Below are 25,067 nucleotides of genomic sequence, written 5' to 3'. Positions count from 1 at the left end.
CGCGAGGCCGCCCGGAGGCGGTGGGCCGGGCGGCGGACCCGGAGGCCAGCCCCCGGGTGGGGCCGGACCGGTCGGCGGCCCGGGCCCGCCGCGCGCCGACATGAGCCCAACATCCGATGAAGCGGCGTCCGCGCCCCGGGGCTGCTATCTCCTGCCGTTGCAGACCCAGGCAGACGTCGTGGCTCAGCCTGGCGCCGAGGTCGCCGGTGTGCGTCTCACCGAGATGCGCCACACCTACTATCCGTCCTGGCATCCGTCGTTGGCTGTCGGTGGTCGGCTCAGCGGGCCGGTGCCGGACGGTTGGCGGCTGGTCCTGGCCGCCTGGGCCGACCCCGCCACGACCGACTCGACTGCCGCCCACAATCCGGGCAACGGCCGGTTCTATCCCGGCGACGAGTTGGTGCCGAGCGACCAGAACTGCTTCACGGTCCAGCCGTACAACCTGGGCTACGGCGGATACGGGGGAATCACGACCCGCGTCTACGTCATCCTTGTGGGCGCGGCGAAGGTCCTGCCCTTTCTCCGATCAGCCGGTCAGCTCGGCGGCCTCGGCGAAGCCGACCTCGCGCACTGGGACGTCCGCATGCTCGGCTACGCCGTCGTCCCGTCCCACCCCGAGTGACAGGCGGGGGCATGCGAATACACGTGGGGTGCGCGATGTGGACCCACAGGTCGTGGCAGGGGCGTTTCCTTGCCCATCCTCTGCCGGCGCACGAGCGCCTGCGGCACTATGCCAGCTGGTGTAACGCCGTCGAGGGGAACACGACGTTCTACGCGACGCCGAGCAGGGACACCGCCGAGTCCTGGGCACGCCAGACCGACCCCGGCTTCCGTTTCCTGCCCAAGCTGCCCAAGCTGATCACGCACGAGCGCTGCCTCACCGACGTCGATGAGCCGCTGCACGCCTTCCTGGACGCCGTCGAGCCGCTCGGCCCCCGGGCGCACACCCTCTGGATCCAGTTGCCGGGGGCGTTCGGGCCAGCAGATGTCTCCCTGCTCGCCCGCTTCCTCGGCCGGCTCACCACGTCCCACCGGTACGCCGTCGAGGTCCGCCACCCGGCCTTCTTCGACGACCCGCGCGCGGCGCGGCTTCTCGAGGAAGTGCTCGCGACCGTCGACGCCGAATGGATCCCCTTTGACACCACCACGTTCTTCGCGAGCCCTCCCGCCAGCGACGCCGAGCGGGACGCCTGGGCCAAGAAGCCCCGCGTGTCGTTCCGGCCGGTCGCGCTGACCGACCGGCCGATCGTCCGCTACCTTGGCCGCGACGATTCCGCGCGGACGGTCGAGGGCTGGCAACGGTGGGTCGACATCGTCGTCGAGTGGCTGCGTGAGGGCCGCTCACCGACCGTCTTCGTCCACACCCCGGACAACGCCGAGGCGCCGCTGCTCGCCCGCCGTTTCCATGAGGACGTCCGGGCCCGCGTGCCCGATCTCGACCCGCTGCCGCGGGAGCTCCTGCCGGCGGAGCCCCAGACGCTGTTCTGAAGGCCCGCCGTCACCATCCCGCCGCCACCCGCCGCCGCAACCGCCCGCCGCCGCGGTCGGCCGCGAGGGCGGGCGGCCGCGGCGGCGGTGGACGGCCGGCTGGTGCCGTGGACGCTAGCCGAGGACGGCGTCGAGATCGGCGCGGATCTCCTCCGGGGTCACCGGCGGCTCATAGCGGCGGATCACTTCTCCGTCGCGGCCGACGAGGAACTTCGTGAAGTTCCACTTGATCTCGTCGGTGCCGACCCGGTCCGGGAAGGTCTTCGCGATGAAGTCGTACAGGAATCCGGACTGCGGGCCGAAGTCGCCAGGCGCCTCGGAACGCAGGTAACCATAGAGCGGGGCGGTGTCCGGCCCGTTGACATCGACCTTGCTGAATACCGGGAATGTAACGTCGTACGACGCCTTGCAGAACTCCTGGATCTCGGCGTCCGTCCCCGGCTCCTGCTCCATGAACTGGTTGCAGGGAAAGCCGAGGATCTCCAGGCCACGGCCGTTCAGCTCGCGGTAGAGCGCCTCCAGGCCTTCGTACTGCGGCGTCAGGCCGCACTTGCTCGCGACGTTGACGATCAGCAGCGCCTGACCCGCGTAGTCACCGAGTGACCGCGAGCCGCCGTCAGCGGTCGCCACATTGAAGTCGTGCACACCCATGATCGGTCCAACTCTCCTGATGAATCATCCGAAGACTGACATACCTGACGTTACTGGCCGGTCCGTGATTCGTCGTCAAAGAAGTAGACAAGGACAGGTGACCAGCAACCGGCGAGGTCACCCACCTCCGCGCACCCACCTCCGCGCATCCGACGCGGCCGCCGGACGTGCGGCGGCGCGCGGCCGCGGCGCAGGTCGGCCTCGCGCCCGACGGGACCACCGGCTCCGCGCCTCGCCGCGCCCGAGCGCCGAACCGTCGGCACCGGCGAGTACGCGGCCAGTGGGCCGGTGTCATCTGACGGGCTGACGGGCTGACGGGCTACCTCGCGGCCGCGAGCAGTTCGGTCCACAACGAGGGGTCCGCGTCGTAGGCGCTGTACAGCGTGATGCGCTGGTAGGTCTTGCCGACCTTCTCGACCAGCTTCGGTCCGACCTCCGCGGGCGTCCCGACGACGGAGAACTCGTCCAGCATCTCGTCGGTGATCAGGTCCGCCATCTCGTCCCAGCGGCCCTGCTTGGACAGGGTGTTGAGCTCGTCCTGCGCGTCACCCCAGCCATGCGCCTCCAGCACCGCCCGGTAGGAGGGCGTCGAACCGTAGAACGCGATGCGCTTCTTCGTGCCGAAGACGGCCGCGGCCATCTCCTCCTCCGTGCGCCCGACAGTGACGAACGACGGCCCGTTGACGACGAAGCCGTCGAGGTTGTCCTTGCCTGCCTTGGCCCGCCCGCGCAGCAACGCCGGGATGGTGACCTGCTCCAGATAACGGTTGGTCGTGAACGGGTGGACGAAGAACCCATCCGCGACCTCGCCCGCGACCTCGGTCATCAGCTCACCGACGCCCGCGAGGAAGAGCGGCGGCGGACCGTACTCGTGCGGCTCAGGGGTGAAGAACGGAGTCATCAGGGTGTGGGTGTAGAAGTCACCGCGGAAGTCCAGCTTCGCGCCCTCGTGCCAGGTCGCCCAGATCGCCCGGGTGGCCAGGATCAGCTCGCGCATCCGCGCGGCGGGCCGGGACCAGGGCATGGAGAACCGGCGCTCGATGTGCGGCTTGATCTGCGAGCCGAGGCCGAGGACGAAGCGGCCTCGGGAGTAGCCGGCCAGGTCGTAGCCGATGTTCGCGAGCGTCATCGGGGTCCGCGCGAAGCCGATCGCGATCGCCGTGCCGATGCTGATGGTCTCGGTCGCCATCGCGGCCTGCAGGCACTGCAGGAACGGGTCGTGCTTGGTCTCGGAGGCCCACGCCCCCGCATAGCCGGCACCCTCGATCTTCGCGGCCTCCGCCTGCGTCGCCCCGATGTCGTCGGACAGGCTCGCGTCGATCTTCATCCGGTCTCCTCTGCTGGCCGCGTGGCAGCGCCACTGCGCTGGGGCTACTGAGCTGACTACGGGGGCTGGCGCTCCGAGCCGACCTCGCCTGGACGCGCCGGACCCAGGGCGGGGTCAACCGGCCCGGCTGATGACCCTGGGACACGCTCCCGCCAGGCGGCCGGCTGGAGCAACCGTTCGGGTTCCTGGTGTGACGCCTTTGACGTCCGCGTGATGTCTCCGCCGTGGCGACCGGCACGGGACCTGGCCGCGCACCAGGTCTCGCTGGCGCGGCATGGGGGCGGGCGAGCGGATGCGGACCGAACGCGGCACTCCTACCGGGTCACGGCGAAGCGCGGGGTGTCGCTCTCGAACCGCCGGACATCCGCTACGTAGAGCAATCACTGGTTACTCTCTGCTTATGGTCCGGGTGTTAGCCGACCGCTTCGGGCCATTGGGGTGGCGTCAAGAGTCATCCGGCCCGGTACGAAGGGATGGCTCAGTGCCCCTGGGAAACTCCCCTCTGGGAACCGGACCCTGGAAACCGACCGAAGACCCGGCCGAAGCCACAAGCGAGGCCGTCGGCAGACCCACCTCCACCCAGCAGCACAAACCGCCAGCGTCCGCCGGCCGGCACCGCCGTCCCGCCCGCGGACCCTTCGGCCCGGCCCGACAGCGCCCGGCGCCGCGGCGGCCAGTCGGCCAGCCCGGCCAGGCGGCGTCCCCCGAACCGCCCGAGCACGGCGGACCACCGGGCCGGACCCGGCCAGGCCACCGCGCCGGACGCCGGCTCCGGGCCGGCCGGCGATGGTCCGCCGGCGGCCCACGCCGGCCGATCTTCCTGGTGGTCGCGCTACTGCTCGGCGCGCTGGTCGTTCCGGGCGCCACCGCCACCGCCTCCGCCGACGCGTCGACGCTGCCCCTCGCCGACGTCGACCCGAGCACCCTGCCGGGCGTCCTGCACACCACGGTCCAGCCGCCGGCCGCCGAGGGAATCAGCCAGTTCCCGGTCCTCACCACCGCTTCGCCGGCCAGCGAGCCACTCGCCACCGACGCACTGCGGCAGACCATGGTCCGGGTCGGCGAGGTCACTCCGCTCGCCGCGGCCACCACTGTCATCGAGGACACCGCGACCGGCACAGGGACAGGCAAGGTCAGCTACGGCGGTACCTGGACCCTCTGCGGCGGCTGCGCCCCCGACACTCCGAACCACTCGTTCCGTTACTCCTTGCAGGCCGGCGCGACCGCCAGCGTCCCGTTCAGCGGCACCCAGATCAAGATCTACGGTGTCAAGGAGCGCGCCGGCGGCATCGCCACCGTGCGGGTCGACAGCGGGCCGACGACCACCATCGACACCTACGCGCCCACCTCGAGCAGCGCGCTCATCTACGACTCCGGCACACTCGCGAACGGCGCCCACACCGCGGTCCTGACCAACCTCGGCCAGCGCAACGCCGCGTCGGCGGCGTTCGCCGTCATCTTCGACCGCGCCGAGGTCTTCACCGACACGACCCCGGGCGGCGGAGGCGGGACGGACCCGCCGCCCACCGGCACGCCCAACACCATCGAGGACACCTCGATCGGTACCGGCAACGGCCAGGTCACCTACAACGGGAACTGGGTCCAGTGCGGTGGCTGCCAGCCGACGACGCCGAACAAGTCGTTCCGCTACTCGCTCATGGCGGGCGCCACCACCACGATCCGCTGGACGGGCACCCGGATCGTGATCTACGGCGTGAAGGAGAAGGCAGGCGGCCTGCTGACCGTCCGCGTCGACGGCCGGACGCCGACCACCGTCGACACCTACGCGCCCAGCGCCAGCAGCGCGCTCATCTACGACTCCGGCCAGCTCACCTTCGGTGACCATGCCGCCGTCGTCACGAACATCGGCCAGCGCAACGCCGCGTCGGCGGCGTTCGCGGTCTCCTTCGACCGCGCCGAGACCTACACCAGCGGCGGCTCGGGCCCGCCGACCGGCAACCGCTCCGGCGAGCCGTGGCTGTCCGGCGCGAACGGCGACCCGCTGATCACCCCGACCGACGTGGACGCGTTCTGCGCGTTCCGCGGCAACCTGTGCGACGTGGCGCAGGTGTACGTCGCGCGTGACAGCTGGCAGTCGATCGTCGGGCAGTCGTTCATCTACGGGAACTTCGCCGGTTGGCCCGGCAAGCTCGTGATCAGCGTGCCGCCGTTCCCGGAGACGGGCGCGTCGCTGCAGACCTGCGCCACCGGCGCCTACGACGGCAACTGGCGCCAGTTCGGCCAGACGCTGAACGCGGCGGGGCGGCAGAACTCGATCGTCCGGCTGGCATGGGAGGCGAACGGCAACTGGTACCCGTGGTCGGGCACCGATGCGACCGCTTTCATCAACTGCTACCGCCACGTCGTGGACGCGATCCGTTCGACCGCGAACCCGGACCCGCAGTTCGACTGGACGATCAACTCGCACTTCTCGCAGAACCCGCCGAGCCACCACCCGCTCGACCTGTACCCGGGCGACCAGTGGGTGGACATCGTGTCGATCGACGCGTACGACCAGTACCCGCCGTCGTACACCCTGGACCAGTTCAACGCGCAGGCGAACGCGGAGGGCGGCATCACCTGGCTGTACAACTTCGCGCGGGCGCACGGGAAGCTGTTCGGCGTCCCCGAGTGGGGGGTCGCGTCCGGGTCCGGCGAGCACGGCGGCGGCGACAACGCCAACTACATCCAGTTCATGCGCGACTGGATGGTCGCCCGCGCCGGCAAGGGCATGTACTACGAGTCGTACTTCAACAACTGCGAGATGCAGAACCTCGGCTCGAACATCTACCGACCGACGGGGCCTCACTGCCTGTACCAGAACACGGCTGCGGCAGCTCGCTACGCGCAGCTGTGGTGAGGTGGCCGGCGGCCGCGAGGTAGCAGCGCGCGACCGTGAGCAGTGCGTCGGCGCGTCGCTGGGCCGGGACGCGGGCGTCAGCCGGACCGGCTGTCGCCCGCGCCGCCAGCCGCAGCGCGTCCAGCAGGGTCGTGGCGTCGTCGACCGGGACCGAGCCGGCGATCGTCACACAGCCGCCCGGGTGCGCCTCCGCGCACCCGGGCGGCACCGGTACCAGCGACAGCGAGCGGACGCGCCCGGCGGCGGCGGCGTCCCGCTCGACGCCGGCCGGGTCCGCGTCGCGCAGCCAGTGGGTGACGGCGGCGCGGACCTGGTCCGGCCCGGCCCGGCGCGCGAGAGCGGTCAGCTCCGTCTCCACCGGGCCGGCGACCGCGACCAGGCGCGGCGGACTGGTCAGCGGCGCCGTCAGGGCGAGCACATGATCGAGGCTCACCTCGCCTCGCCGGAACGCCTCCGCCAGCACCGGCAGACCGGCCAGGGCCCGCGCGGCGACGAGCAACGCGGCGGCCGCCGCGACGGTCAGCCGCGCTCGCCCGGCAATCCAGCCGGCGGGCGTCGGACGCCCGTCCTCTCCGCCGGGCCCGGCCTGGCCACCGTCCCCGTCGGGCCCAGCCGAGCAGCGGACCGCACAGGTGTCGGCCGCCCCGGCCGGCCCACTCGCTCCCGCGGTGCCCCGGAGGCCGGACCGGCCCCACACACCCGCCAGCTCCGCCGCCCCCACCGCCCGCACCAGCGCGGCCTGCGCGGCCGCGATGACCCCGCCGAGCTGGCTCAGCAGGTCGACGACGGCGCCGTCCGGGAGCGACGCGGGCTCGATCTCAGCCAGCGCATGGCGCAGCGCCTCCAGCACCGCCACCCCGTCACCGTCCATCCAGCCTCCCCCCGGAGCTGCGCGGCTGTCCGCCGCCTTCGAGGACAGCGCCGACCCGTGGCGGCCGCTGCCGGTCCCGGGGCATGACGCCGCTCCCGGGACCGGCCGCGACGCGGACATGCGGCGCGCCGGCCACAACCGCCGCCCCGCCACGTCGCCGGTGATCACGGCCGGCGGAGCCCTGGGCCATGCCGCCTCAGCCGCCACGCCTCGGTGGTGCTGCCGTCAGGGCCAGCCAACCGCCGCCCTCTTCGAACTCATGTTCGACCATACGCCCAGCTCAGAGCCCCTTCAACCAGCGGCGCCGCTCGGTGGGCCCTGCCTGTCGACGAGAAGCTCGACCAGGTGCTCCAGCTCCGCGGCCGGGTCTCCGGTCACCCCGGTGTGCACCGGGGAGGTCTGCACGATCGTGCTGCGCGGCGCGGTGAGCCAGCGGAACCGCTCACCGGGCGACAGCACGCCCGCCGCCCCCGCCGCGGGGCCGCCGACGCACACCCGATGCAGCGCGTCGAGGTGGATGCGCACGGCCGCGAGGTCGAGGTACGGGTCGAGCGCCGCGAGGCGCTCGCCGTCCAGCACGCAGCGCAGGTCGAGATAGCCGGCGCCCTGGCACCACAGCAGCACGCCGACGTTCATGCACTCGCCCCGCTCGACGCGGGGCACGACGCGCACCAGGGCGTACTCGAACAGCTCAGCCACACCGGTTCTCCCGCGTCCGCTGGCCGCGCGCCAGGCGCAGCCAGGCCGGCGGCCCCTCGCCGTGGCCGGCCTCCTCCCGCGAGGCCGCGATCCGCGCCGGCCGCGCCTTCACCATCGGCTCCAGCCACGGGCGTCGGCCACCGGCGCGCCCGGCGAGCCAGCCGACATACCGCTCCGGGTCGACGTCGAGCCAGTCCGCCGGCACCAGGGCAACGACGGATCGCACCAGCTCGGCGTCGACCCGCGGCGCGAGCTCGGCGTCCGCGGCGCGAAGCGCCCCGCCCGGGTCGGCGCCGAGCGCGGGCAGGAGCACGTGCTCCTCCCACCGGGGCAGTGCCCGCTCGTCGAGCGGAGCCGGAGCCGGGTCCGCGGGCGGCGACTGCGCCTCGGCCGGCCGGGCCGGCCAGCCGTGGTGCGGGTAGAGGGCGGCGCCGTGGTCGATCAGCCACAATCGCCCGCCCCAGACCAGCATGTTCGGGTTCCGCCAAGACCGGTCGACGTTGAGCGTCAGCGCGTCCAGCCACACCACCCGCGCGGCGAGTCCCGGATCCACCTCGAAGGCAAGCGGGTCGTAGGTGATCGAGCCGGGAAGGTAGCCCATCCCCAGATTGGCGCCCGCGCTGGCCTTGAGCAGGTCCTGGATCTCCTGGTCGGGCTCGACGCGTCCAAGCCGAGGATCCACGTCGATGACGACAAGCTCCGGCACGGGCAGCCCAAGCGCCCTGGCGAGCTCGCCGACGACCACCTCGGCGACCAGCGACCGCGGCCCCTGCCCCGCCCCCCGGAACTTGACCACCCAGGTCCCCAGGTCGTCGCCCTCCATCAGTCCCGGCAGACTGCCGCCCTCCCGCAACGGCGTGGCATACCGAGTCGCCCGCACCAGCCGGAGCACCGCGACCTCCCGCCCTCCCCGGGCACCACTCCGGTGCCGCCGCGCAGGAAACCTAGTCGCGCTCCGGGAACGGCCCGCACAGGGGCGTCAGGTCGAGGAAAGTCCCGCGGCGGTCAGCAGCGCGGCCATGTCAAGAATCGCGACCCGCCGGTACCCGGTCTCGATGACCTTGTCTCGGCGCAGCACCCGCAACGCCTTGTGAACGGTGGGGTCGTGCGCGCCGACCAGAGCGGCCAGCTCCTGCTGGGCGAGCGGCACTCCCAGCGCCCGCCCGCCCTGCGACCGGTCGATTCCGTAGGCCCTGTCCAGCTCCACCAGCACCCGCGCCACTCGCACGGCCACCGGGCAGCCGGCGAACTCGACGCGCCGCCGGATGCTGAACCGCGTCTTCGCCACGATGCTCCGACTGATCGCGGCGGCGGCGACTGGATCTCTGGCCAGGTATCCGGCGAACTCCTCTTTCCTGATCACCTTTGCCAGCGCACTCCCGACGGCGGTGACCGTCGCCGACCGCGGCTGGGAGTCCAGCCCCGCGAACTCGCCGATGACGTCACCGCCGTGCCGCACGGCCAGCAGTGCCACACCCCCGGTCTCCGTCAGCGCCGTCACCTTGGTCCACCCGCGCAACAGCACCGCCACGAACGTCGTCCGATCCCCCTCCCGCACGATCGGCATACCGCTCGCGAATTCTCGAAACCCTCCCAGCTCCAGCAGCTCCGTCCGCGACCGGTCCGGCAGCCGCCCCAACAACGTCTGTTCCGGCCACCGGGCGCGCCGTAGCCACTCGCCGCGTCCCGCCTCGTTGTCCGGCGGCTCTCCCGAACCCGGCCTGACCATGGCGCCCCCGCATCCATGCCGATCCCGACGTGACCAAGAAGTCATCAACAGGATCCAGCGATCTGACCGAGCTCGGCAAGCCACCGCCGGGGAGACACACCACTCATCCCCGCCTCCGCGATCCCGCCAGCGCCCCTCACCGCAAACGCGACCATCCCCAGACCCATCGAAAACGGCGCGTTACCCCTACCGGAACCCCTATGTCCCAGCCCGATCCGCCAGCACCAACACTCACGACGGCATTGCGACCACCACCAAAGGCAACGAGAAGAGGCCGGTCACGAAGCAGCACCCACCGGGCGCCCCCGCAGAGGCCGACAATCCCAAAGCCCGCATCAAACCACGAATCCGCAGCCCAGGACGCCAAGCCACCGACCAGGTGAGACCCCACGTCGCCCCAGCACCTACCACCGAACAGCGATACCGACCGCAATCGCGCCGACTACCGACCAGGGCACACCCCTAGCGGCGCGTCACACAGAAAAGAAGACCATCCCCCAGAGCCGATGCCCCCACAGCCGCCAGCCCACCTGACACCCAAACGCAACAGCCAACATCTCGCAGAAAGAGACCATCACCCAAAAGTGCCACCGCGGCTGACCGCCACCCCCGGCAACCCAGCGCAACAGCCACCACATCACAAAAAGGAGACCATCACCAATGGCGACACCGCCACAGGCGGCAAGCCCAGCGGGCGCGTCGGACGCCCCAGGCCCCATCCCAGGGATTCCAGCAGACACAGCGGCAAAGGGGAAGCAACCCAAAGGGCAGGAAACACGACTCCCCAGCTCGGCAACGCCGCCACAGGCGGCAAGTCCGGCGGGGGTGTCGGGGGCCGCAGGCCCCCGACCCGGGGGTTCCAGGGGGTCGCCCCCCTGGGCAGACATAGCGGCAAACGGGAAGCCGCCCAAAGGGCGGCGAACACGACTCCCCAGCTCGGGTGAGTGACGGGATTCGAACCCGCGACCCCCGGGACCACAACCCGGTGCTCTGCCAACTGAGCTACACCCACCATGCCGGGCCGGGGGCGCGACCTGCTTGCCATGATCTCTTGCCGTGATCTGGCCTATGGGACGTGCCCCTTACCGGGCTTCGCCATCCTACCGGTCGGACTGGCGGCTGCGACAACAAGGTTTTGGGTCGGCCTACCTGTCATCGCGCCAGCTACACAGGGTAGCCGGCCGGGCCGTCACCGCGGATCAGCGGCGGCGCCGACGGTCCGGGGGCCGGGTGGGGAGGTGGGCCGGGCCGCGGTTGCCCCTGGGACGCTGACGTCCCCGCAGCCGGCTGATGCCCAGAATGCGTTCCTGGATGATCCGCTCTTGCCTTGAGCATCGGCGATCCACGACCCCGAAGGTAGCGTTCCGTGGAGCAATCGGTGTCCATCGTCACACGGTGTTTACCAAAGTCCCGGCGCGTCATGGGCGACGCGGGCGGCTCCATCACTCTCATTGCTCATCTGAGAATTAGCCCGTCGGGGCTCTGGCAAACTCCACCCGATCATGCGTAGCGGCCGCGCGACGCGCCGACCGCCGGCGCCACCCACCCGGCGGCGACCGAGCCAAGCACCGCTCACGGCAGCCCGCGGCGCGGGAAGGTTGACGCGGCGGCCGCGGTTACACTGGCCGCTAGTTGCACATGCAACCAAGGAGGTTGGTCTCATGCCCGCCGTAACCGCCGACACCGTCACCCTTCCGCGGCTGGCCGAGCCCGGCCTCGGCGACACCCCCCGCCCGGTCAGGAAGGTCACCACGGCTCCGCTCGGCTACGAGGGCGAGGGCTTCCCGGTACGGCGCGCCTTCGCCGGCGTGAGCAAGGCGGACCTCGACCCGTTCGTACACATGGACCAGATGGGCGAGGTGGAGTACGCCCCAGGCGAGCCCAAGGGCACGCCATGGCACCCGCACCGCGGCTTCGAGACGGTCACCTACATGATCGACGGCACCTTCCAGCACCAGGACTCGCACGGCGGCGGCGGCCTGATCACTGACGGCGCCACCCAGTGGATGACGGCCGGCTCCGGCATTCTGCACATCGAGACACCACCGGCGGCGCTCGTCGAGAGCGGCGGCCTGTTCCACGGCATCCAGCTGTGGGTCAACCTGCCGGCCAAGGACAAGCTCTCCCCGCCCCGGTACCAGAACCTCGAGGGCCAGCAGGTCTCGCTGGTCGCGTCCGCCGACGGCGGCGCGCTGCTGCGCATCATCGCCGGCGAGGTCGGCGAGCACCGCGGCCCCGGCTCGACGCACACCCCGATCACGCTGGTCCACGTCACGGTCAGCCCCGGTGCCCAGGTGGATCTCCCGTGGAACCCCGAGTTCAACGCGCTCGCCTACGTCCTCGCCGGGGCCGGCACGGTCGGTCCCGCGGCCACGGCGGTCGAGACTGGTCAGCTCGCGGTGCTGGGCGCCGGCGACCGGGTGGTGCTGGCCGCGTCCGAGCGGCAGGAGTCGCGCTCTCCGAACCTGGAGGTGCTGCTGCTCGGCGGCCGACCCATCCGCGAGCCGGTGGCGCAGTACGGCCCGTTCGTGATGAACACCCGCCAAGAGCTTCAGCAGGCGATCGATGACTTCCAGGCCGGGCGCCTCGGGGTGATCCCGGCCAACGCGCTGATGCCCCACCGGGTCTGACGCTGCCGCGGCCCCATCCTCAGAGCGGAGGACAACCGGAGCAGCGGCGTCCACGCCGCGCCAGAGGGCGGTGTTCAGGGGAACCGGGCTCTCTGGAGCGGCGGCATCGCGGGACGCCGCCGCTCTGGACGATCTCCGCTCCGGTCAGACGTTGGGGGCGGGCTGCGTCGTGTCGGTGATCTCAGCCGTGGCCGGATCCAGGGATGGCTGGTCCGCGGCGCCGCTGCCCGATGACGCGGGCTGGGCCGCGGCGTCGGTCTCGGCGCGGATCTCGACGGAAGCCGCCCGTGCCTCGTCGGTCGTCGGGCCGGGCTGCGGGACGAAGACGGTCCGGCGGTAGTACCGCAGTTCTTCGATGCTCTCGCGGATGTCCGCTAGGGCGCGGTGACCGCCGTGCTTGACCGGGGCGGCGTAGTAGGCGCGCGGGTACCAGCGGCGGGCCAGTTCCTTCACCGACGAGACGTCGATCATGCGGTAGTGCAGGTAGCCGTCCAGTTCAGGCATGTAACGCGCCAGGAAGGAGCGGTCCGTGGCGATCGAGTTGCCGCATAGCGGGGCGCGGCGGTTCTCCGGGACGAGTGAGCGCACATAGGCGAGGATCTGCCGCTCGGCCTCGGCGACGCTCAGCGTGGACGCGCGAACTGCGGCGGTCAGGCCGGAGGTCTCGTGCATGTCCTTGACAACGGGCACCATCGCGTCGAGGGCCGCCTCGGGAGCCGCGATCACCAGGTCCGTCCCGTCACCCACGACGTTGAGCTCGCCGTCGGTCACCAGGCAGGCGACCTCAAGCAGCACGTCGGAGGCCGGGTCGAGGCCTGTCATCTCGCAGTCGATCCAAACTAGGCGGTCCATCCATCTGACATTAGGGTTTCCCGGTCGCAGCGTCACGCCCGCCCTTGGGCGAACCGGGCGTCCGATGGCCCGGATGGGTCAGTTCTGGACGCGGAAGCTGACGGACCGCGAGCTGATCCGGGTGTTGACCGGCGTCGCCGTCAACGTGTACTGCCCGTCGGGCACTGCCGTCGTCTGCCAGCCCACCGGATGGGGCGCGAACAGGTACGGGGGGCTCAGCGCGAGCCACGGGGTGGGGTAGCCGGACAGCGTGTAGTTGACCACGCCAATGTCACCCACAGTGAGCAAGGTGATCTGGACGTCGCCCTTCAGAGTCTGGCCGTCCTCGACTCCCTGGAAGCCGACGATCGGCGAGGTGGCGCCGAGAGTGGCGGGGGCCGTGAAGGTGGGCGTCGCGGAGGCCTTCGGCGCGAGCGTCCCGCCATCCGTGGGGCTGGCTGGGTCTGGCGTGGTGTCGGCGACATCAGCTGACACGCGGTCGTCGGCCTTCGCCTCGGTCTGCCGGTGGTAGTCGACGATCAGCAACGGCATGAGCACAAGTGCGGCTATGAAGAGCATCAGGCCGAGATAGCCACGCCTGACCGCGTCCACCGCACCCGCACCTTTCCGCCCGCACCCGCCGGCTCGCCCGAGATGACCCCTTGGGGGTGTCACTGTAGCCGCAGGCATCTCCCGCCCTGGCGCGGTGGCACGACCGGGTATGGCACGAGCGTCCCGGCCCACGCCGCCCGACGGCCGCGGCCGCGGAACGGGCGGACGGTGACTGCCCCGCGCTAGCGAGAATGCAGGACGCAGTCCTCACACAGCGCGCTCCGGGAGGGAGCACGACGGGTGCGGTCGCCGTCGGCACCGGGAACGAGACGGTAGATGAGGCAGCAGCTGCGGCGGCCGAACCGGGCCGGGGCAACCCGCGCGCCGGTGCCGCGCAGCGGGCCGTCGCCCGCGCACAGCGCGTCGACGACGCCCCAGGCGGGCGCGGCCAGGGCCGGCGCGGCCAGGCCGATCATCTTGGCGGCGCCCGCGACACCGGACGCCACATTCCCCCAGAGGATCTTCGATGACACCGGGTGGTGACGCTCGATCGCCGAGACGATCGGCGCGACCACCGGGAGCAGCACCCCGTCCACGAATCCCCGGCCGAGCCGGCCCGGCGATCCCGTGCCGGCGGCGGCCTCGCCCGTCGGCACCGGCGGCCCGCCGAGCGCGAGGGGGAACGGCCCGCCGAGCCTGTCCCGCCAGTAGAGCAGCCGTGGGCTGAGCTCTGGCGAACGGCCAGTGGCGACGGTCAGCGCGAGCGCGGGGGCGACCAGCCGCGCGCACACCCCGAGTTGCGCGACGGAGACCGCCACCCGCTCGTCGACCGCGTCGGCCGCGAGCCCGCTCCCGGCGGCGAGCGCCGCCCGCACCGCGCCTGCCCGACGCGCGAACGCACCGGTGAGTGGGTCGGAAAGGTCGGCGACCGCCGCCCAGCCGGCCGGCGGCCCGGCGGCCCGGCTGATGCCGTCAGCGCGGGGAGGGGCCAGGACTTCCAGCTCGAAGTACGGCCCGAACCGGGCGCGGAGCTCCGACGGGGCGAGTTCCCCGTAGCCGCCACCCGCCGTGCCCAGCACGCGCCCATGCTAGGCCGAGTCCCGCTCAGCGACTCGGGCCTGCCTGCTGTGCCGCACCAGCGGGGCGACCACGCGGGACTGCCCGGCTGCCGGCCGGTCCTTCTCCGCGCCGGGAGTCCCGCCCCGATGTCAGGAGTTCAGGTGTCAGGAGTTCAGGTGTCAGGAGCTCGGGCTGCCGGTGATCGGCGGGGAGAGGATCTCCAGGCGGGAGCGGACCTCGGTGAGCACCTCGGCCCACGCGTCGCGCAGGTCGTCGGAGCCGTCTGGGCACAGGTCGTCGACGGCGAGCATCACGACGCAGCCGCCGCCGGCCGCCGGCAGGATCTCCCAGGTGATGATGACCGTGGCGTCCTCGCCGTCGGGACGGGGCGCGCCGAGCGTGTACGTCAGCCGGTAGGGAGCCGCGGCCCGCAGCACGGTGCCGTAGACGGCCATGCCGGCGGCGACCAGCCGGACCGGGGAGCCGGGCCGCCAGTCGGAGATCAGCTGGCGGTCCGCCAGCATCGCGCCCGGCGCCTCGATGCCCGGCTCGGCGTCGCCGGCGAGCACCCACCATGCCTCTTCCGGCACCGCCGTGACGGACGTGGACAGGAAGCTCGTCCGGAACGGCTCACGCATGGTTCTCATCCCCTCGGTCGCTGCGCGCAACGATGCGCACGACGACCATGCTGCCGGCCCGAGAACCTCGCGAAGCCGCGCTGTCAGGCCGCGGACGTGTAACGGCGGGGACAGCGCCGACACCCGTCCGCTACCGGTCAGCCAGCCGTCGGCCACCTCCGTGTCACCGACGGTCTACCCACCTCGCCGTCAGGCATCGCTGGCGCCGGCGTCGTCGGTGGCGTTCTTGTCGGTCACGCCGGCGCTGTCAAAGGTGGCGACCTCGGCGAGAACACGGGCAGCGGCCTGGAGGACACCCACCGCGAGTACTCCGCCCGAGCCCTCGCCGAGCCGCATGCCGAGGTCGAGCAGCGGGACGAGGCCGAGGGCGGCGAGCGCGGCCGAGGCGCCCGGCTCGACCGACCGATGCCCCGCGAACATCGCCGCGCGCGCGTCCGGCATGAGCGCCGCCGCGACCAGCGCCGACGAACAGGCGATCACCCCGTCGAGCAGCACCGGCACGCGAGCGGCGGCGGCCGCGAGCACGAAGCCGACCGTCGCCGCATGCTCCAGGCCCCCGACCGACGCGAGCACTCCGAGCGGGTCGTCCGCGCCGACGCCGTCGCCCGCCGCCCGCGCGACCGCGCGGCGCACGACCTCGACCTTGCGCGCCAGGGTGGCGTCGTCGACACCGGTGCCACGGCCGGTCACCTCCGCGGCGTCCACGCCCAGCAACGCGGCGACCAGGGCCGCCGAGGGGGTCGTGTTCGCGATGCCCATGTCACCGGTGACGAGCAGGTCGTGGCCGGCGCGGAGCAGGCCGTCGGCCACCGCCGCGCCGGCGGCGATGGCGGCCAGCGCCTCATCCCTGGTCATCGCGGCCTCGACGGTGATGTCGCCGGTGCCGGCGCGCACCCGGCGGCGGTCCAGCCCCGGCGCCGCGCCGACGACCGACGAGGCCTCGACCGACATGCCCACGTCCACCACCGCCACCGCGGCGCCGGCCTGCCGGGCGAGCGCGTTGACGACCGCCCCGCCGGCCAGGAAGTTCGCGACCATCTGGCCGGTGACCTCCCGCGGCCACGGCGAGACGCCCTGAGCGTGCACGCCGTGGTCGCCGACGAACACCGCGACCGCCGGCGATGCCGGCACCGGCGCGGGCACCCGGCCCGCGAGGGCGGCGAGCCGGACCGACACGTCCTCCAGCTGGCCGAGCGAGCCGCGCGGCTTGGTCAGCCGGTCCTGGTGCTCGCGGGCGGCCCGCGCGACGGCCGGATCCACCGGCCGGATGCTCGAGGTGAGGCGATCGAGGGTGGACATGTCCGACGGTTCAGGGCTCATGGATGGCTCTCCTCTCGGTCCGGGGCGGACGTTACAGAACGTCATCGGCCCCCGGAGCCCGAACGTGACAGACATCGGCCCGCGGGCGGGTCACAACAGCCCGCCCCAGACGACCACGGCGGTGAGGGCCAGCAGGGTGACGGTGGTGGTGATCTCGATGACGGCGCCGAACACGTCGCCGGTGATGCCGTCGAGCCTGCGGACCACGTGCCAGGTGACCAGCCGCCCGGCGGCGAGACCGACGAGAACGGCGAACGGCAGCCACAGCGCCGCCACGAGGCTCGTCGCGGTGAGCGCGAGCAGGAGCCATCCGAGGACGAGCGTCACGGCGATCGCGACCGCCCTGACGGTGGTGGACGCGGTCCCGGCGACGACGGCGCCGAAACCGCCGGGGCGGGCCGGCGGCACCGCCGGACGGGCGGCGTCGAGCGCGGCCAGCCGACCCGCCACGACGACCACGACGAGCAGCACCAGCCCCTGGGCCCGGCTCGCGCCGCCCAGCAGGGTGGACACCGCGGCGACCTGCAGCAGCACCGCGCCGACGGCCGCCGCCACCCCAAAGGGACCGATGTCGGACTGGCGCATGATCACCAGGGCTTCCGCCGCCGGCCTGCGGCTGCCCAGCCCGTCGGCGACGTCGGCCAGGCCATCCAGGTGCATGCCACGGGTGAGCAGCGCCAGGACGCCGATCCACACCACCGCGCCGAGGAAGGCCGCGCCGCCGCCGTGGCCACGCCAGAAGACCAGCGACAGCGCCCAGGCGACGAAGCCGAGCAGCGCGCCGAGCAGCGGCAGCCAACGCAGCGCCCAGGCGCCGAGCCCCGGCTCGGTCGCGTCGTCGGCCGACCGGCTCGCCGGCAGCGGCAGGACGGTGAACATCCCCACGGCCATCGGCAACGCCCGCAGCGCCGCGGGATCGAGCGCCGCTGACCGGCGTCGGCTGTGCGCCGGCGTCTCGGCTCGCCGCGCCCGCAGCGCGGTCATCCCACCAGCCGCCCGGTCGCGCACCCAGCCGACGCTCTGGCCGACGCCCTGCGTCACACCGTGGCCCACCCTGCGGCCGAAGGCCCCCGCGCCCGGCGGGGGCTGCGTAGGTCCTGGCACGGGCCGGGTCGACGTGGTCCGCGGCTCACCGCCGGCCCCGGCCCTCGGCTCGGTGGGCGCGCCGGCGCGGCGCGGGTCTGGCACGCCGCGCCGTCCGCGGCGCGGTCGGCGTGGCTCTCTCCCGTAGGGCTCGCTGTTCGCCAGCAGGTCGTCCATCCCGACGTCCTGGACGCCGCCTGGCGTGGCCTGGCGGCCATAGGAGGGGTCGGGTGGCGCGTCGCCGGGCCGCCCTGGGCGGCGCCGGTCGTAGGGACCGCCGACGTTTCCCGGCCGCGGCGGCGCGTGCCCGGCCTGGGGCCGCCCGGAAGCTCCGGGCTGCGCGGGGCCGGCCGCCGCGTCCGGAGCCCCAGGGAAGGGCGCCGGGGTCTCGTCGGCGTAGCCGTGCCCTGCGTAGCCGGGATCGGTGTAGCTGGGGTCGGCGTAGTCGGGATCCGCGTAGTCGGGATCGGCATAGTTGGGATCGGCGTAGCCGCGTCCTGCGTAGCCGGAGGTGTCGTAGCCCTGCTCGGCGTAGCCGGGATCGTCGTAGTCACGTTCGCCGAAACCGCCATCGCCGTGGCGGCCTTCGCCGCTGGCACCGCCGCCCGGTGTCGTCATGGCCGGATCCTCCTTTGTCGCCCGTTTCTTCGACGGTTGTCGACGTTCAAAGGGTTCCCGCGTACTCACGCAGGCTCCGCGCCAGGTATCGCTCTGATCATCCTGCCTCATCCACGGTAGGTACCCAAGACCGACACTCCCGAAGAAGGGGGTGAAGTCAGCGGATGCGCTGCCCGATGCCGGCCGTGCAGAGCCAGACCTCGTCGGCCACGGCGGCCAGCCGGGCGTTGAGCCGGCCCAGCTCGTCGCGGAACCGGCGGCCGGCGGCCGTCGGTGGCACGACCCCCGAGCCGACCTCGTTGGTCACGGCGACGACGTGCCCCTCGGTCGCCGTCCAGGCCTCCACCAGGGCATCCACCGCCCGCGCGAGCGCCGCGTCGGCGGTGCGGCGGGCCCGCGCGCCGGTCGCCGTCGCGTCCCCGTAGACGTCCGTGTCCTCGTCCAGGACCCAGATCCCAGCGGCATCCATGGCCGCCGTGAGCCAGGTACCGACGCAGTCGAACAGGACGGCGGGCACTTCGCCGGCCGCCGCGGCCTCGTCTGGTAAGGCGCCAGTCCGCCCGAGTGTGACCGAGGGCACGCCCGGTGGCCTGGCCGGCGACCCGCTCCCCGGGCCTCCGGACGATGTGCCGGCCGAGACCTCCTGACCGGCTGACGAGGCGGCGGGCGTGGGCCGGCCGGCGGACATGAGGACCGCGGCGGCGTCCGCGGTCTCGACCGTCGACCAGCCTGCCGGTCGCCTGCGGCGGTGCTGGGCGACCCGCGCCGACCATTCGGTGTCGTCCGGCGACGGGGCCCCGCCGGTCGCCAGGTAGACGGCTCGCTCGCGGCCGGCGAGCATCCGCTCGGCCAGCTCCGACTTTCCCGACCGGGCGCCGCCAGTGACCAGGACCCGCCGCCCAGCCGCCGGCGGCGCGAGCACCGTGACGCCGGCCAGCTGGTCGCGCACCATCGGCGCCAGCGGAATGGTGAGGATCACCCGCGAGGGCAGCGCGGCGACGGTGCCCGCGGGCAGCGGCCCGGAGGCCGGGCAGTGCAGCAGCACGCCGCGGCTCGTCTCCACCAGCAGCACGACCTCGCCGCCGCCCGCCGGGAGCATCCGCACGCCCGGCGGCGCCGTCTCCGGGTGGTCGAGCACCACCTCGGCGGGGAGGCTCGGGTCCAACCGGTCCGGACCGTGACCGGTGGGCAGCACTCGCGCCCCGGCGAGGGAGACCCCGGCGAACGCGGCCCTGGTGGCTACTCCGGCGCCGCAGTCGAGGAGCAGCCGGCCGCACCGCGGGTCGTCCACCAGGACGCCCACCGGGCCTCGCGGCCCGCCGGCACCGTCCTCCCCGTCCCGGTCGGCCGGGACGGCGGCGCGGCCGTCGGCCAGCACGACGATGGCCATCAGCCTCGCCACCGGCGGCCGACCAGGGGCGACGTACCCGGCGAGGGAGCCTCGCCGTTCGGGAGGAGCCCGCCTATGGCCGAAGGGATCCCGCCGGTAACCGGGCCCGTCTCACCCGTGACCGAGACGGGGCGGCCTTCCGGCCGGAAGCTCAGAACGCGTCGCGTGACACTCACGGCTGTCCAGGATGCCGGCTGCCTGGGGTACCGCGCGGCCTCGGGCCCGGGCCCGAGCCGCGAGCGCGGCCGAGGCGATGGCCGTGGTCGCCGCCGCCATCGTGGTCGTCGCCGCGTTTGCGGCGTTCGCCGCGGTGACGGACACGACATCCGCCGCTGCCGCCGCTGCCGCCGACGAGGCGGACACCGCCGCGGCCGACGCCGCGGAGGCGGCGCCCGAGGCGACGACCGCCGCGATCCTGGCGGTCGCCACGACTGCCGCGGCGGATCCCACGACGGCCGCCGCCGTCACGACCGACAGCGCCGTGGTCGCCGTCGACACGGCCGTCCTGGTCGCTCCCGCCGCCCGCCGCGCCCGGGCCACGTTCACCGCACCACCTCCAGCCCGGCGCGGTCCCGTCGCCGACGGTCCCGCTCTCATCGCCTTCCGCATCGTGGCACGCTCGGCCGCCGGGCGACACCCCACGCGACCTACCGCCCACACCGCCAGAAACATCGAGAAACGACGGAACGGCAGCGATCAATGAGTAAACCCGGCAGCGACGTCCCTCACCGGTCTTGGTCTGGAGGACTGGGTTCGCGGCGAGGCGGTCCGCGCCTCGCCGCGAACCCGCCCTATTCGATATCGAAGAGGCCTTGACGGACGGCGTACATCACGGCCTCCATGCGGGAGTGCAGCTGGAGTTTGTCCAGGATGTTACGCACGTGATTCTTCACGGTGTTCTCACTGATGAAGAGCTTGCGAGCGATCTCCCGGTTCGCCCTGCCCTCGGCGACGAGCTTGAGCACTTCCAGCTCACGCGCGGTCAGGTGGGGCGTGTGCAGGCGCGGTCGGTCCTCGGTGCCGCGCGCAATGCTCGCGAACTCGGCCATGAGCTTGGAGGCCATCGACGGGCTGATGAGGCTCTGCCCGTGGTGTACCGCGCGGACGGCGTCGGCGACCTCGTGCGGCGGGATCGACTTGAGCAGGTAACCGACGGCGCCGGCCTTGATCGCCTCGAAGAGGTCGTTCTCCTCGTCGGAGACGGTCAGCATCACGATCTTCACGCCAGGGACGGCCCGCTTGACCGCGCCCGTCGCCGCGATCCCGTCCCGCAGCGGCATCCGGACGTCCATGAGCACGATGTCCGGCGTCGTGCCAGTGGCCAGGGAAACCGCTTCCTGCCCATCGCCGGCGCGGCCGACGACACTGATGTCGTCCTCTATCTCCAGAACGGTCTGCAGGCCCTGTAGGAACAGCTCATGGTCGTCCACCACGAGGACCCGGATCGGAGTCGTGTCCCGGATCGGGTCGGTCGCGGCAGCGGCCGACGGCGGAACGACACTGGCCGTCATCACACACCCGGAAATCTATGAACGGATCGTTCGGAAGTAACTAATAGGACTACCGGCGAATAGCGGTTCAGGTACCCGCCCACTCTACGTGATGAGGCACGTACTAGCGGTCGCATCGAGCCTCGCGCCGCGCGGCGCCGGGAGACCGAAGGCCGATCCCTGACGAGGCCCGACGAACCCGACATGCCCGAATGATACCCCCGTCAAGGTTCATTTTTGGCGCAAGAGTGAACAGATGGGACGCGCATCAAATTGCCGGCGACGAGGCCTCGACGAGGCCTCGTCGCCGCCGCGCGGCGGCCAAGCCCACCGCCGGGCCACGCTGGACCGGACCGTTCGTGCCAGCTCACGCACGCCAGTGGACCGACCGGTCGGACGCAACCACGCCCGGCCCCGCGCCGCGCACCCGTTCTCGACGATGTTTCTTAAAGCGCTTTGAGATATCGGCGGCCGATTTTCCCCTCGGCCCGCCGGGCCATGCTCGCCCGTCGGGGGTGATTGGCGTACCGGGCAGAGTGATCAGCGAATAGGCATTGGCTGGCGAACCGGCGAACGGTGGCGCACCCTGCGGGTATGGTTACCGCCGCCCGAACCAGCCGCGCCAGCGGCGCCAGCAGCCCAGCCGCCAGAGGCCGGCCGGCCGCCAGCACCGCCGACGGGCGGCCCGTCGCGGGCCAGGCTCCCGCCCTGCGCCAGGCACCCGGCACCGCCTGGGCGGACGTGTTCGCGCGCGCCAGCGACACGGCGCCGGAGGCGTTCGGCGACGGCCGCCTGCTCAACCTGTGGGGCGGCCGCTGGCGAGTGTCGGGCGTGCCGCTGGCGCACAGCGTCTCGCCCGTCGACGGCTCCCCCATCGCCGGCCCGCCGATGATCCAGCTCGACGAGGCCCGCGAGGCGATCGGCGCGTCGTGCGAGGAGCACCGGCGCTGGCGGGACGTGCCCCTGGCCGAGCGGCGCGCCAGGGTCACCGCCGCCGTCGACGCGCTCGACGCGCACCGCGACACGCTCGCCCTGCTGCTGGTCTGGGAGATCGGCAAGCCGTGGCGGCTGGCGAGGACCGACGTCGACCGAGCCATCGACGGTGTCCGCTGGTATCTCGACGAGATCGATCCGATGCTCGCCGGCCGCGCGCCGCTGCCCGGGCCAGTCAGCAACATCGCCAGCTGGAACTACCCGATGAGCGTGCTCATGCACGCGATGCTGGTACAGGTGCTCGCCGGCAACGCGGCGATCGCCAAGACCCCGACCGACGGGGGCGCCGCCTGCCTCACGCTGGCCTGCGCCCTCGCCCGCCGCGAGGGGCTGCCGCTGTCGCTCGTCTCCGGTCCCGGTTCGCGGCTGTCGAGCGCCCTGGTGCGGGCGCCGGAGATCGGGGCACTCGCATTCGTCGGGGGCCGCTCGGCCGGCGGCCAGGTCGCCGCCGCCCTCTGCGACACCGGCAAACGGCACTGCCTGGAGCAGGAGGGCCTCAACGCCTGGGGTATCTGGGAGTTCTCCCAGTGGGACCTGCTCGCCGGCCACCTGCGCAAGGGCTTCGAGTACGCCAAGCAGCGGTGCACCGCCTACCCGCGCTACGTCGTCCAGCGGCAGCTGTTCGACGAGTTCCTGAAGATGTACCTGCCGGTGGTGGAGTCCGTCCGGTTCGGCCACCCGCTGGCGGTCACCGCCGACGACGAGCCGCTGGCGGACCTCGACTTCGGGCCACTGATCAACGCGGTCAAGGCCGCGGAGCTCGCCGGGCGGGTCGAGGAGGCCATCGCCAAGGGCGGCGTCCCGCTCTTCCGCGGGAGCCTCGCCGACGGCCGGTTCCTGCCCGGCCAGGACACCTCCGCCTACGCGGCGCCGACGGCGGTCCTGTCCCCGCCGACCTCGTGCGCGCTGCACCACGCCGAGCCGTTCGGCCCGGTGGACACGATCGTGGTGGTCGACTCGGAGGCGGAGCTGCTGGCCGCGATGAACGCTTCGAACGGCGCGCTCGTCGCCTCGCTCGCCTGCGACGACGAGGACAATGCTCACCGGATGTCCGCCGAGCTCGCCGCATTCAAGATCGGCATCAACCGTCCGCGCTCGCGCGGGGACCGGGCGGAGCCGTTCGGCGGCCGCGGCGCCTCCTGGAAGGGCGCCTTCGTCGGCGGCGAGCACCTCGTCCACGCCGTCACCGTCGCCCCGGACCCCGGCGAGCGCCTCTACGGCAACTTCCCGTCGTACTCGCTGTATCCGGAGACATAGCCTGCGGCGCAGGCACTTCGCCGGTCAGCCCGCGACGCTGGACCGTCCCTGGACCGTCGCAGCGCCGGGAAAGGCCCCCGAGGACCGCGTCCACGGCCTTCCGGGTGTCGTCCTCGGAGTCCGGCCAGAGGTGACCGTACGTGTCCAAGGTCTCGGGCGCGGACTTGTGACCCAGCCTCGCCTGGACCACCTTGACGTTCGTGCCGGAGGCGATCAGCAGGTGGTGTTGCTACTGGTGCGGGGATCGGTCCCACGAAGATCGCCGCGGTGATGTGCACGCGCGAAGACCGGACCGCGATATGTCGCGGGCTGGCGGATGAACATCCGGGGGCACCGACGAGCGGGCTCTACACTCGCCGTTCACAACAAATTCTCTCCGTGGGCCGGAATCGCCGATGTGTGACGATCGCCCGGTCCCTCGCCGACGCATGGCGATGCCCAATCGTGCCACTTAGCGTAACGGCGCATGGCGCCCTCCGACGTGACGCTCGCGATCTTGGCTGACGGACCCTTCCGCGGCGGCACCTTCGTGGTGCGCTCCGGCCAGACCCTCACCTTCGGCACCTCGTGGCTCAATTCACGCCCTGTGGTCTATCGGCCCACCGGCAGGGTCATCGAGACCCCGGAAGGTGAGGCGGTAGTCCTACGCTGCGAGACAGCCCCAAGGCTGTCACGCACAGTGATCGACGAATCGCGAACGATCGGATCATCCGAGTAGGTCGGTTCCTACCGGCTCGTAACAATCGGTCCACCACGGCGCCGCACCCGAGGGCGGTCACGGTTTGTGGCCGCTATATCTCACGCCCGGCTGGTCCGCGCGGTCCGAGGTGGGGCGGGCGCTGCTCGACGTACCTGGGGCCGGGGGGCGGCGTTTGGCCTACCTGGGCTGGTATGACGATTCAAGGTCCTCGGTCATCCAGGCCAGATCGCTGGGCCGGACGTGGAGATGGTCCGCTATCTCCTGGTGCGTTCGACCCGCCTCGATGGCCTGGAGGATCGCCTGACCGCGCGTCGTCCGGAGATCCTTCGATCCGGGGGCACCGTTCCAGAGCAGGTCATTCGCGGTGACGGCCCGCAGCACCGGGTCGTCGATAGCGGTCAAACTGGGAATGGGAGCCACGGCCGTATGGTCGCGGTGGGATGAACAGACGGCAAGCGGAATGTGGCAATTTGCTGTCCGCTGGCAGTCGCGGCCGTGTGGTGTGCGCGGCCGTGGCGGGGCGAGGCGTCCCAGCGAGAGGCGGTACGCGGCGCTGCCGCGCAAGGGCACGCTGGCCCGCGGTCTGCCGGGTTCCCGGGCGCCGGGAAGGTCAAGGATGAACCCAAACGACCGACCCGGCTCGAACCCGCGGAGAAAATCCGCGATAGACGATCTTCATGGCCTCACTGCGCCCGGGAGCCAGATGACGGTGACGCGGAGATTGACAGAGCACCCCTGGACCGGACCATTCACCGCCACCCACCGGCCACCACCAGCTCGGACCGCCTAGGAGGCCGCTGAACAACGCCGGTTTTGGGGTTGACGCTCGGCTGGGTGTGTCGGCCGGGCGCCCGGCTGGGTGTGGTTTCTGGCGTTCGAGG

General features: G+C 72.4%; 20 protein-coding genes, 1 tRNA gene and 1 pseudogene. 6 read left to right on the top strand and 16 right to left on the bottom strand.

Annotated elements, in window-relative coordinates:
* Positions 1-178 precede the first annotated feature (178 nt).
* Complete coding sequence (locus BCD48_RS29705; RefSeq protein WP_071051702.1) at positions 179-622, top strand: hypothetical protein; 444 nt, start codon at positions 179-181, stop codon at positions 620-622.
* Positions 623-633: 11 nt separating this feature from the next.
* Complete coding sequence (locus tag BCD48_RS29700; protein ID WP_071051701.1) at positions 634-1,488, top strand: DUF72 domain-containing protein; 855 nt, start codon at positions 634-636, stop codon at positions 1,486-1,488.
* A gap of 114 nt (positions 1,489-1,602) precedes the next feature.
* On the opposite strand, the gene BCD48_RS29695 is transcribed toward BCD48_RS29700, so the two are convergent.
* Positions 1,603-2,139 carry a glutathione peroxidase gene (locus BCD48_RS29695; protein ID WP_071051700.1) on the bottom strand — a complete coding sequence of 179 codons (537 nt, stop codon included), beginning with the start codon at positions 2,137-2,139 and terminating at the stop codon, positions 1,603-1,605.
* Positions 2,140-2,458: 319 nt separating this feature from the next.
* Complete coding sequence (locus BCD48_RS29690) at positions 2,459-3,466, bottom strand: LLM class F420-dependent oxidoreductase (RefSeq protein ID WP_071051699.1); 1,008 nt, start codon at positions 3,464-3,466, stop codon at positions 2,459-2,461.
* An 823-nt stretch (positions 3,467-4,289) separates the two neighbouring features.
* On the opposite strand from BCD48_RS29690, the gene BCD48_RS29685 reads away from it, so the two are divergent.
* The gene (locus BCD48_RS29685; protein ID WP_083419394.1) at positions 4,290-6,326 is read left to right on the top strand and encodes a glycoside hydrolase family 26 protein; all 2,037 of its coding nucleotides are present in this window, start codon (positions 4,290-4,292) and stop codon (positions 6,324-6,326) included.
* Here BCD48_RS29685 and BCD48_RS29680 read toward each other — a convergent pair.
* The 5 genes from BCD48_RS29680 to BCD48_RS29660 form a co-directional block, all read right to left on the bottom strand.
* Positions 6,217-7,197 carry a DUF222 domain-containing protein gene (locus tag BCD48_RS29680; protein WP_071051698.1) on the bottom strand — a complete coding sequence of 327 codons (981 nt, stop codon included), beginning with the start codon at positions 7,195-7,197 and terminating at the stop codon, positions 6,217-6,219. The two genes, BCD48_RS29685 and BCD48_RS29680, sit on opposite strands and share 110 nt — an antisense overlap.
* Positions 7,198-7,488: 291 nt before the next feature.
* Positions 7,489-7,896, bottom strand: a complete 408-nt coding sequence (locus tag BCD48_RS29675; RefSeq protein ID WP_071051697.1) for a DUF3037 domain-containing protein — start codon at positions 7,894-7,896, stop codon at positions 7,489-7,491.
* Positions 7,889-8,788, bottom strand: a complete 900-nt coding sequence (locus BCD48_RS29670; RefSeq protein WP_071051696.1) for a HipA family kinase — start codon at positions 8,786-8,788, stop codon at positions 7,889-7,891. The genes BCD48_RS29675 and BCD48_RS29670 overlap by 8 nt, the downstream gene beginning before the upstream one ends.
* A gap of 87 nt (positions 8,789-8,875) precedes the next feature.
* A complete protein-coding gene (locus BCD48_RS29665; RefSeq protein ID WP_071051695.1) occupies positions 8,876-9,625 on the bottom strand; it encodes a Crp/Fnr family transcriptional regulator in 750 nt (249 codons plus the stop codon).
* Between the two features lie 939 nt (positions 9,626-10,564).
* Positions 10,565-10,637: transfer RNA gene (locus tag BCD48_RS29660), tRNA-His, on the bottom strand.
* A 649-nt stretch (positions 10,638-11,286) separates the two neighbouring features.
* Here BCD48_RS29660 and BCD48_RS29655 point away from each other — a divergent pair.
* Positions 11,287-12,255 (top strand): pirin family protein, encoded by a 969-nt coding sequence (locus tag BCD48_RS29655; protein WP_071051694.1) that lies wholly within the window; start codon positions 11,287-11,289, stop codon positions 12,253-12,255.
* 144 nt (positions 12,256-12,399) lie between these two features.
* Here the strand turns inward: BCD48_RS29655 and orn are convergent, their stop codons facing one another.
* From orn to BCD48_RS54200, 8 genes and pseudogenes are all read right to left on the bottom strand, one after another.
* Positions 12,400-13,107, bottom strand: coding sequence for an oligoribonuclease (gene orn / locus BCD48_RS29650; protein ID WP_071051693.1), 708 nt, complete (start codon positions 13,105-13,107; stop codon positions 12,400-12,402).
* Between the two features lie 78 nt (positions 13,108-13,185).
* On the bottom strand, positions 13,186-13,698 hold the full coding sequence (locus BCD48_RS29645) for a hypothetical protein (RefSeq protein ID WP_071051692.1): 513 nt from the start codon (positions 13,696-13,698) through the stop codon (positions 13,186-13,188).
* 182 nt (positions 13,699-13,880) lie between these two features.
* On the bottom strand, positions 13,881-14,717 hold the full coding sequence (locus BCD48_RS29640) for a ferric iron reductase (protein WP_083419393.1): 837 nt from the start codon (positions 14,715-14,717) through the stop codon (positions 13,881-13,883).
* Between the two features lie 159 nt (positions 14,718-14,876).
* On the bottom strand, positions 14,877-15,335 hold the full coding sequence (locus tag BCD48_RS29635; RefSeq protein WP_071051691.1) for an SRPBCC family protein: 459 nt from the start codon (positions 15,333-15,335) through the stop codon (positions 14,877-14,879).
* A 189-nt stretch (positions 15,336-15,524) separates the two neighbouring features.
* The gene (gene cobT / locus BCD48_RS29630; RefSeq protein WP_083419392.1) at positions 15,525-16,655 is read right to left on the bottom strand and encodes a nicotinate-nucleotide--dimethylbenzimidazole phosphoribosyltransferase; all 1,131 of its coding nucleotides are present in this window, start codon (positions 16,653-16,655) and stop codon (positions 15,525-15,527) included.
* A 90-nt stretch (positions 16,656-16,745) separates the two neighbouring features.
* Positions 16,746-17,534 (bottom strand): adenosylcobinamide-GDP ribazoletransferase, encoded by a 789-nt coding sequence (locus BCD48_RS56905; RefSeq protein ID WP_491677181.1) that lies wholly within the window; start codon positions 17,532-17,534, stop codon positions 16,746-16,748.
* A 250-nt stretch (positions 17,535-17,784) separates the two neighbouring features.
* A pseudogene (locus tag BCD48_RS56900) lies at positions 17,785-18,189 on the bottom strand (hypothetical protein); the annotation flags it as partial.
* Positions 18,190-18,513: 324 nt separating this feature from the next.
* Positions 18,514-19,746, bottom strand: coding sequence for a bifunctional adenosylcobinamide kinase/adenosylcobinamide-phosphate guanylyltransferase (locus tag BCD48_RS54200; protein WP_241842087.1), 1,233 nt, complete (start codon positions 19,744-19,746; stop codon positions 18,514-18,516).
* Between the two features lie 187 nt (positions 19,747-19,933).
* Here BCD48_RS54200 and BCD48_RS51625 point away from each other — a divergent pair, with 187 nt between their 5' ends.
* A complete protein-coding gene (locus BCD48_RS51625; protein ID WP_157910583.1) occupies positions 19,934-20,449 on the top strand; it encodes a hypothetical protein in 516 nt (171 codons plus the stop codon).
* 88 nt (positions 20,450-20,537) lie between these two features.
* On the opposite strand, the gene BCD48_RS29610 is transcribed toward BCD48_RS51625, so the two are convergent.
* On the bottom strand, positions 20,538-21,257 hold the full coding sequence (locus BCD48_RS29610; RefSeq protein ID WP_071051688.1) for a response regulator: 720 nt from the start codon (positions 21,255-21,257) through the stop codon (positions 20,538-20,540).
* A 573-nt stretch (positions 21,258-21,830) separates the two neighbouring features.
* Between BCD48_RS29610 and BCD48_RS29605 the strand changes: the two genes are divergently transcribed.
* Positions 21,831-23,486 (top strand): aldehyde dehydrogenase family protein, encoded by a 1,656-nt coding sequence (locus tag BCD48_RS29605; RefSeq protein WP_241842086.1) that lies wholly within the window; start codon positions 21,831-21,833, stop codon positions 23,484-23,486.
* Positions 23,487-25,067: the final 1,581 nt, after the last annotated feature.

The organism is Pseudofrankia coriaricola (assembly GCF_001854805.1).
Lineage (GTDB): Bacteria > Actinomycetota > Actinomycetes > Frankiales > Frankiaceae > Pseudofrankia.
Note: the sequence above shows the minus strand (reverse complement) of the source record. Positions and strands in the feature narration are given on the sequence as shown.

What these genes read in the sequence shown, in the direction of transcription:
- orn (WP_071051693.1), bottom strand. Translation starts at nt 13,107, where the DNA reads ATGGACCGCCTAGTTTGGATCGACTGCGAGATGACAGGCCTCGACCCG.
- BCD48_RS29680 (WP_071051698.1), bottom strand. Translation starts at nt 7,197, where the DNA reads ATGGACGGTGACGGGGTGGCGGTGCTGGAGGCGCTGCGCCATGCGCTG.
- BCD48_RS29605 (WP_241842086.1), top strand. Translation starts at nt 21,831, where the DNA reads ATGGTTACCGCCGCCCGAACCAGCCGCGCCAGCGGCGCCAGCAGCCCA.
- BCD48_RS56905 (WP_491677181.1), bottom strand. Translation starts at nt 17,534, where the DNA reads ATGTTCACCGTCCTGCCGCTGCCGGCGAGCCGGTCGGCCGACGACGCG.
- BCD48_RS29635 (WP_071051691.1), bottom strand. Translation starts at nt 15,335, where the DNA reads ATGCGTGAGCCGTTCCGGACGAGCTTCCTGTCCACGTCCGTCACGGCG.
- cobT (WP_083419392.1), bottom strand. Translation starts at nt 16,655, where the DNA reads ATGAGCCCTGAACCGTCGGACATGTCCACCCTCGATCGCCTCACCTCG.
- BCD48_RS29700 (WP_071051701.1), top strand. Translation starts at nt 634, where the DNA reads ATGCGAATACACGTGGGGTGCGCGATGTGGACCCACAGGTCGTGGCAG.
- BCD48_RS29655 (WP_071051694.1), top strand. Translation starts at nt 11,287, where the DNA reads ATGCCCGCCGTAACCGCCGACACCGTCACCCTTCCGCGGCTGGCCGAG.
- BCD48_RS51625 (WP_157910583.1), top strand. Translation starts at nt 19,934, where the DNA reads ATGCCGGCTGCCTGGGGTACCGCGCGGCCTCGGGCCCGGGCCCGAGCC.
- BCD48_RS29665 (WP_071051695.1), bottom strand. Translation starts at nt 9,625, where the DNA reads ATGGTCAGGCCGGGTTCGGGAGAGCCGCCGGACAACGAGGCGGGACGC.
- BCD48_RS29690 (WP_071051699.1), bottom strand. Translation starts at nt 3,466, where the DNA reads ATGAAGATCGACGCGAGCCTGTCCGACGACATCGGGGCGACGCAGGCG.
- BCD48_RS29695 (WP_071051700.1), bottom strand. Translation starts at nt 2,139, where the DNA reads ATGGGTGTGCACGACTTCAATGTGGCGACCGCTGACGGCGGCTCGCGG.
- BCD48_RS29610 (WP_071051688.1), bottom strand. Translation starts at nt 21,257, where the DNA reads ATGACGGCCAGTGTCGTTCCGCCGTCGGCCGCTGCCGCGACCGACCCG.
- BCD48_RS54200 (WP_241842087.1), bottom strand. Translation starts at nt 19,746, where the DNA reads ATGGCCATCGTCGTGCTGGCCGACGGCCGCGCCGCCGTCCCGGCCGAC.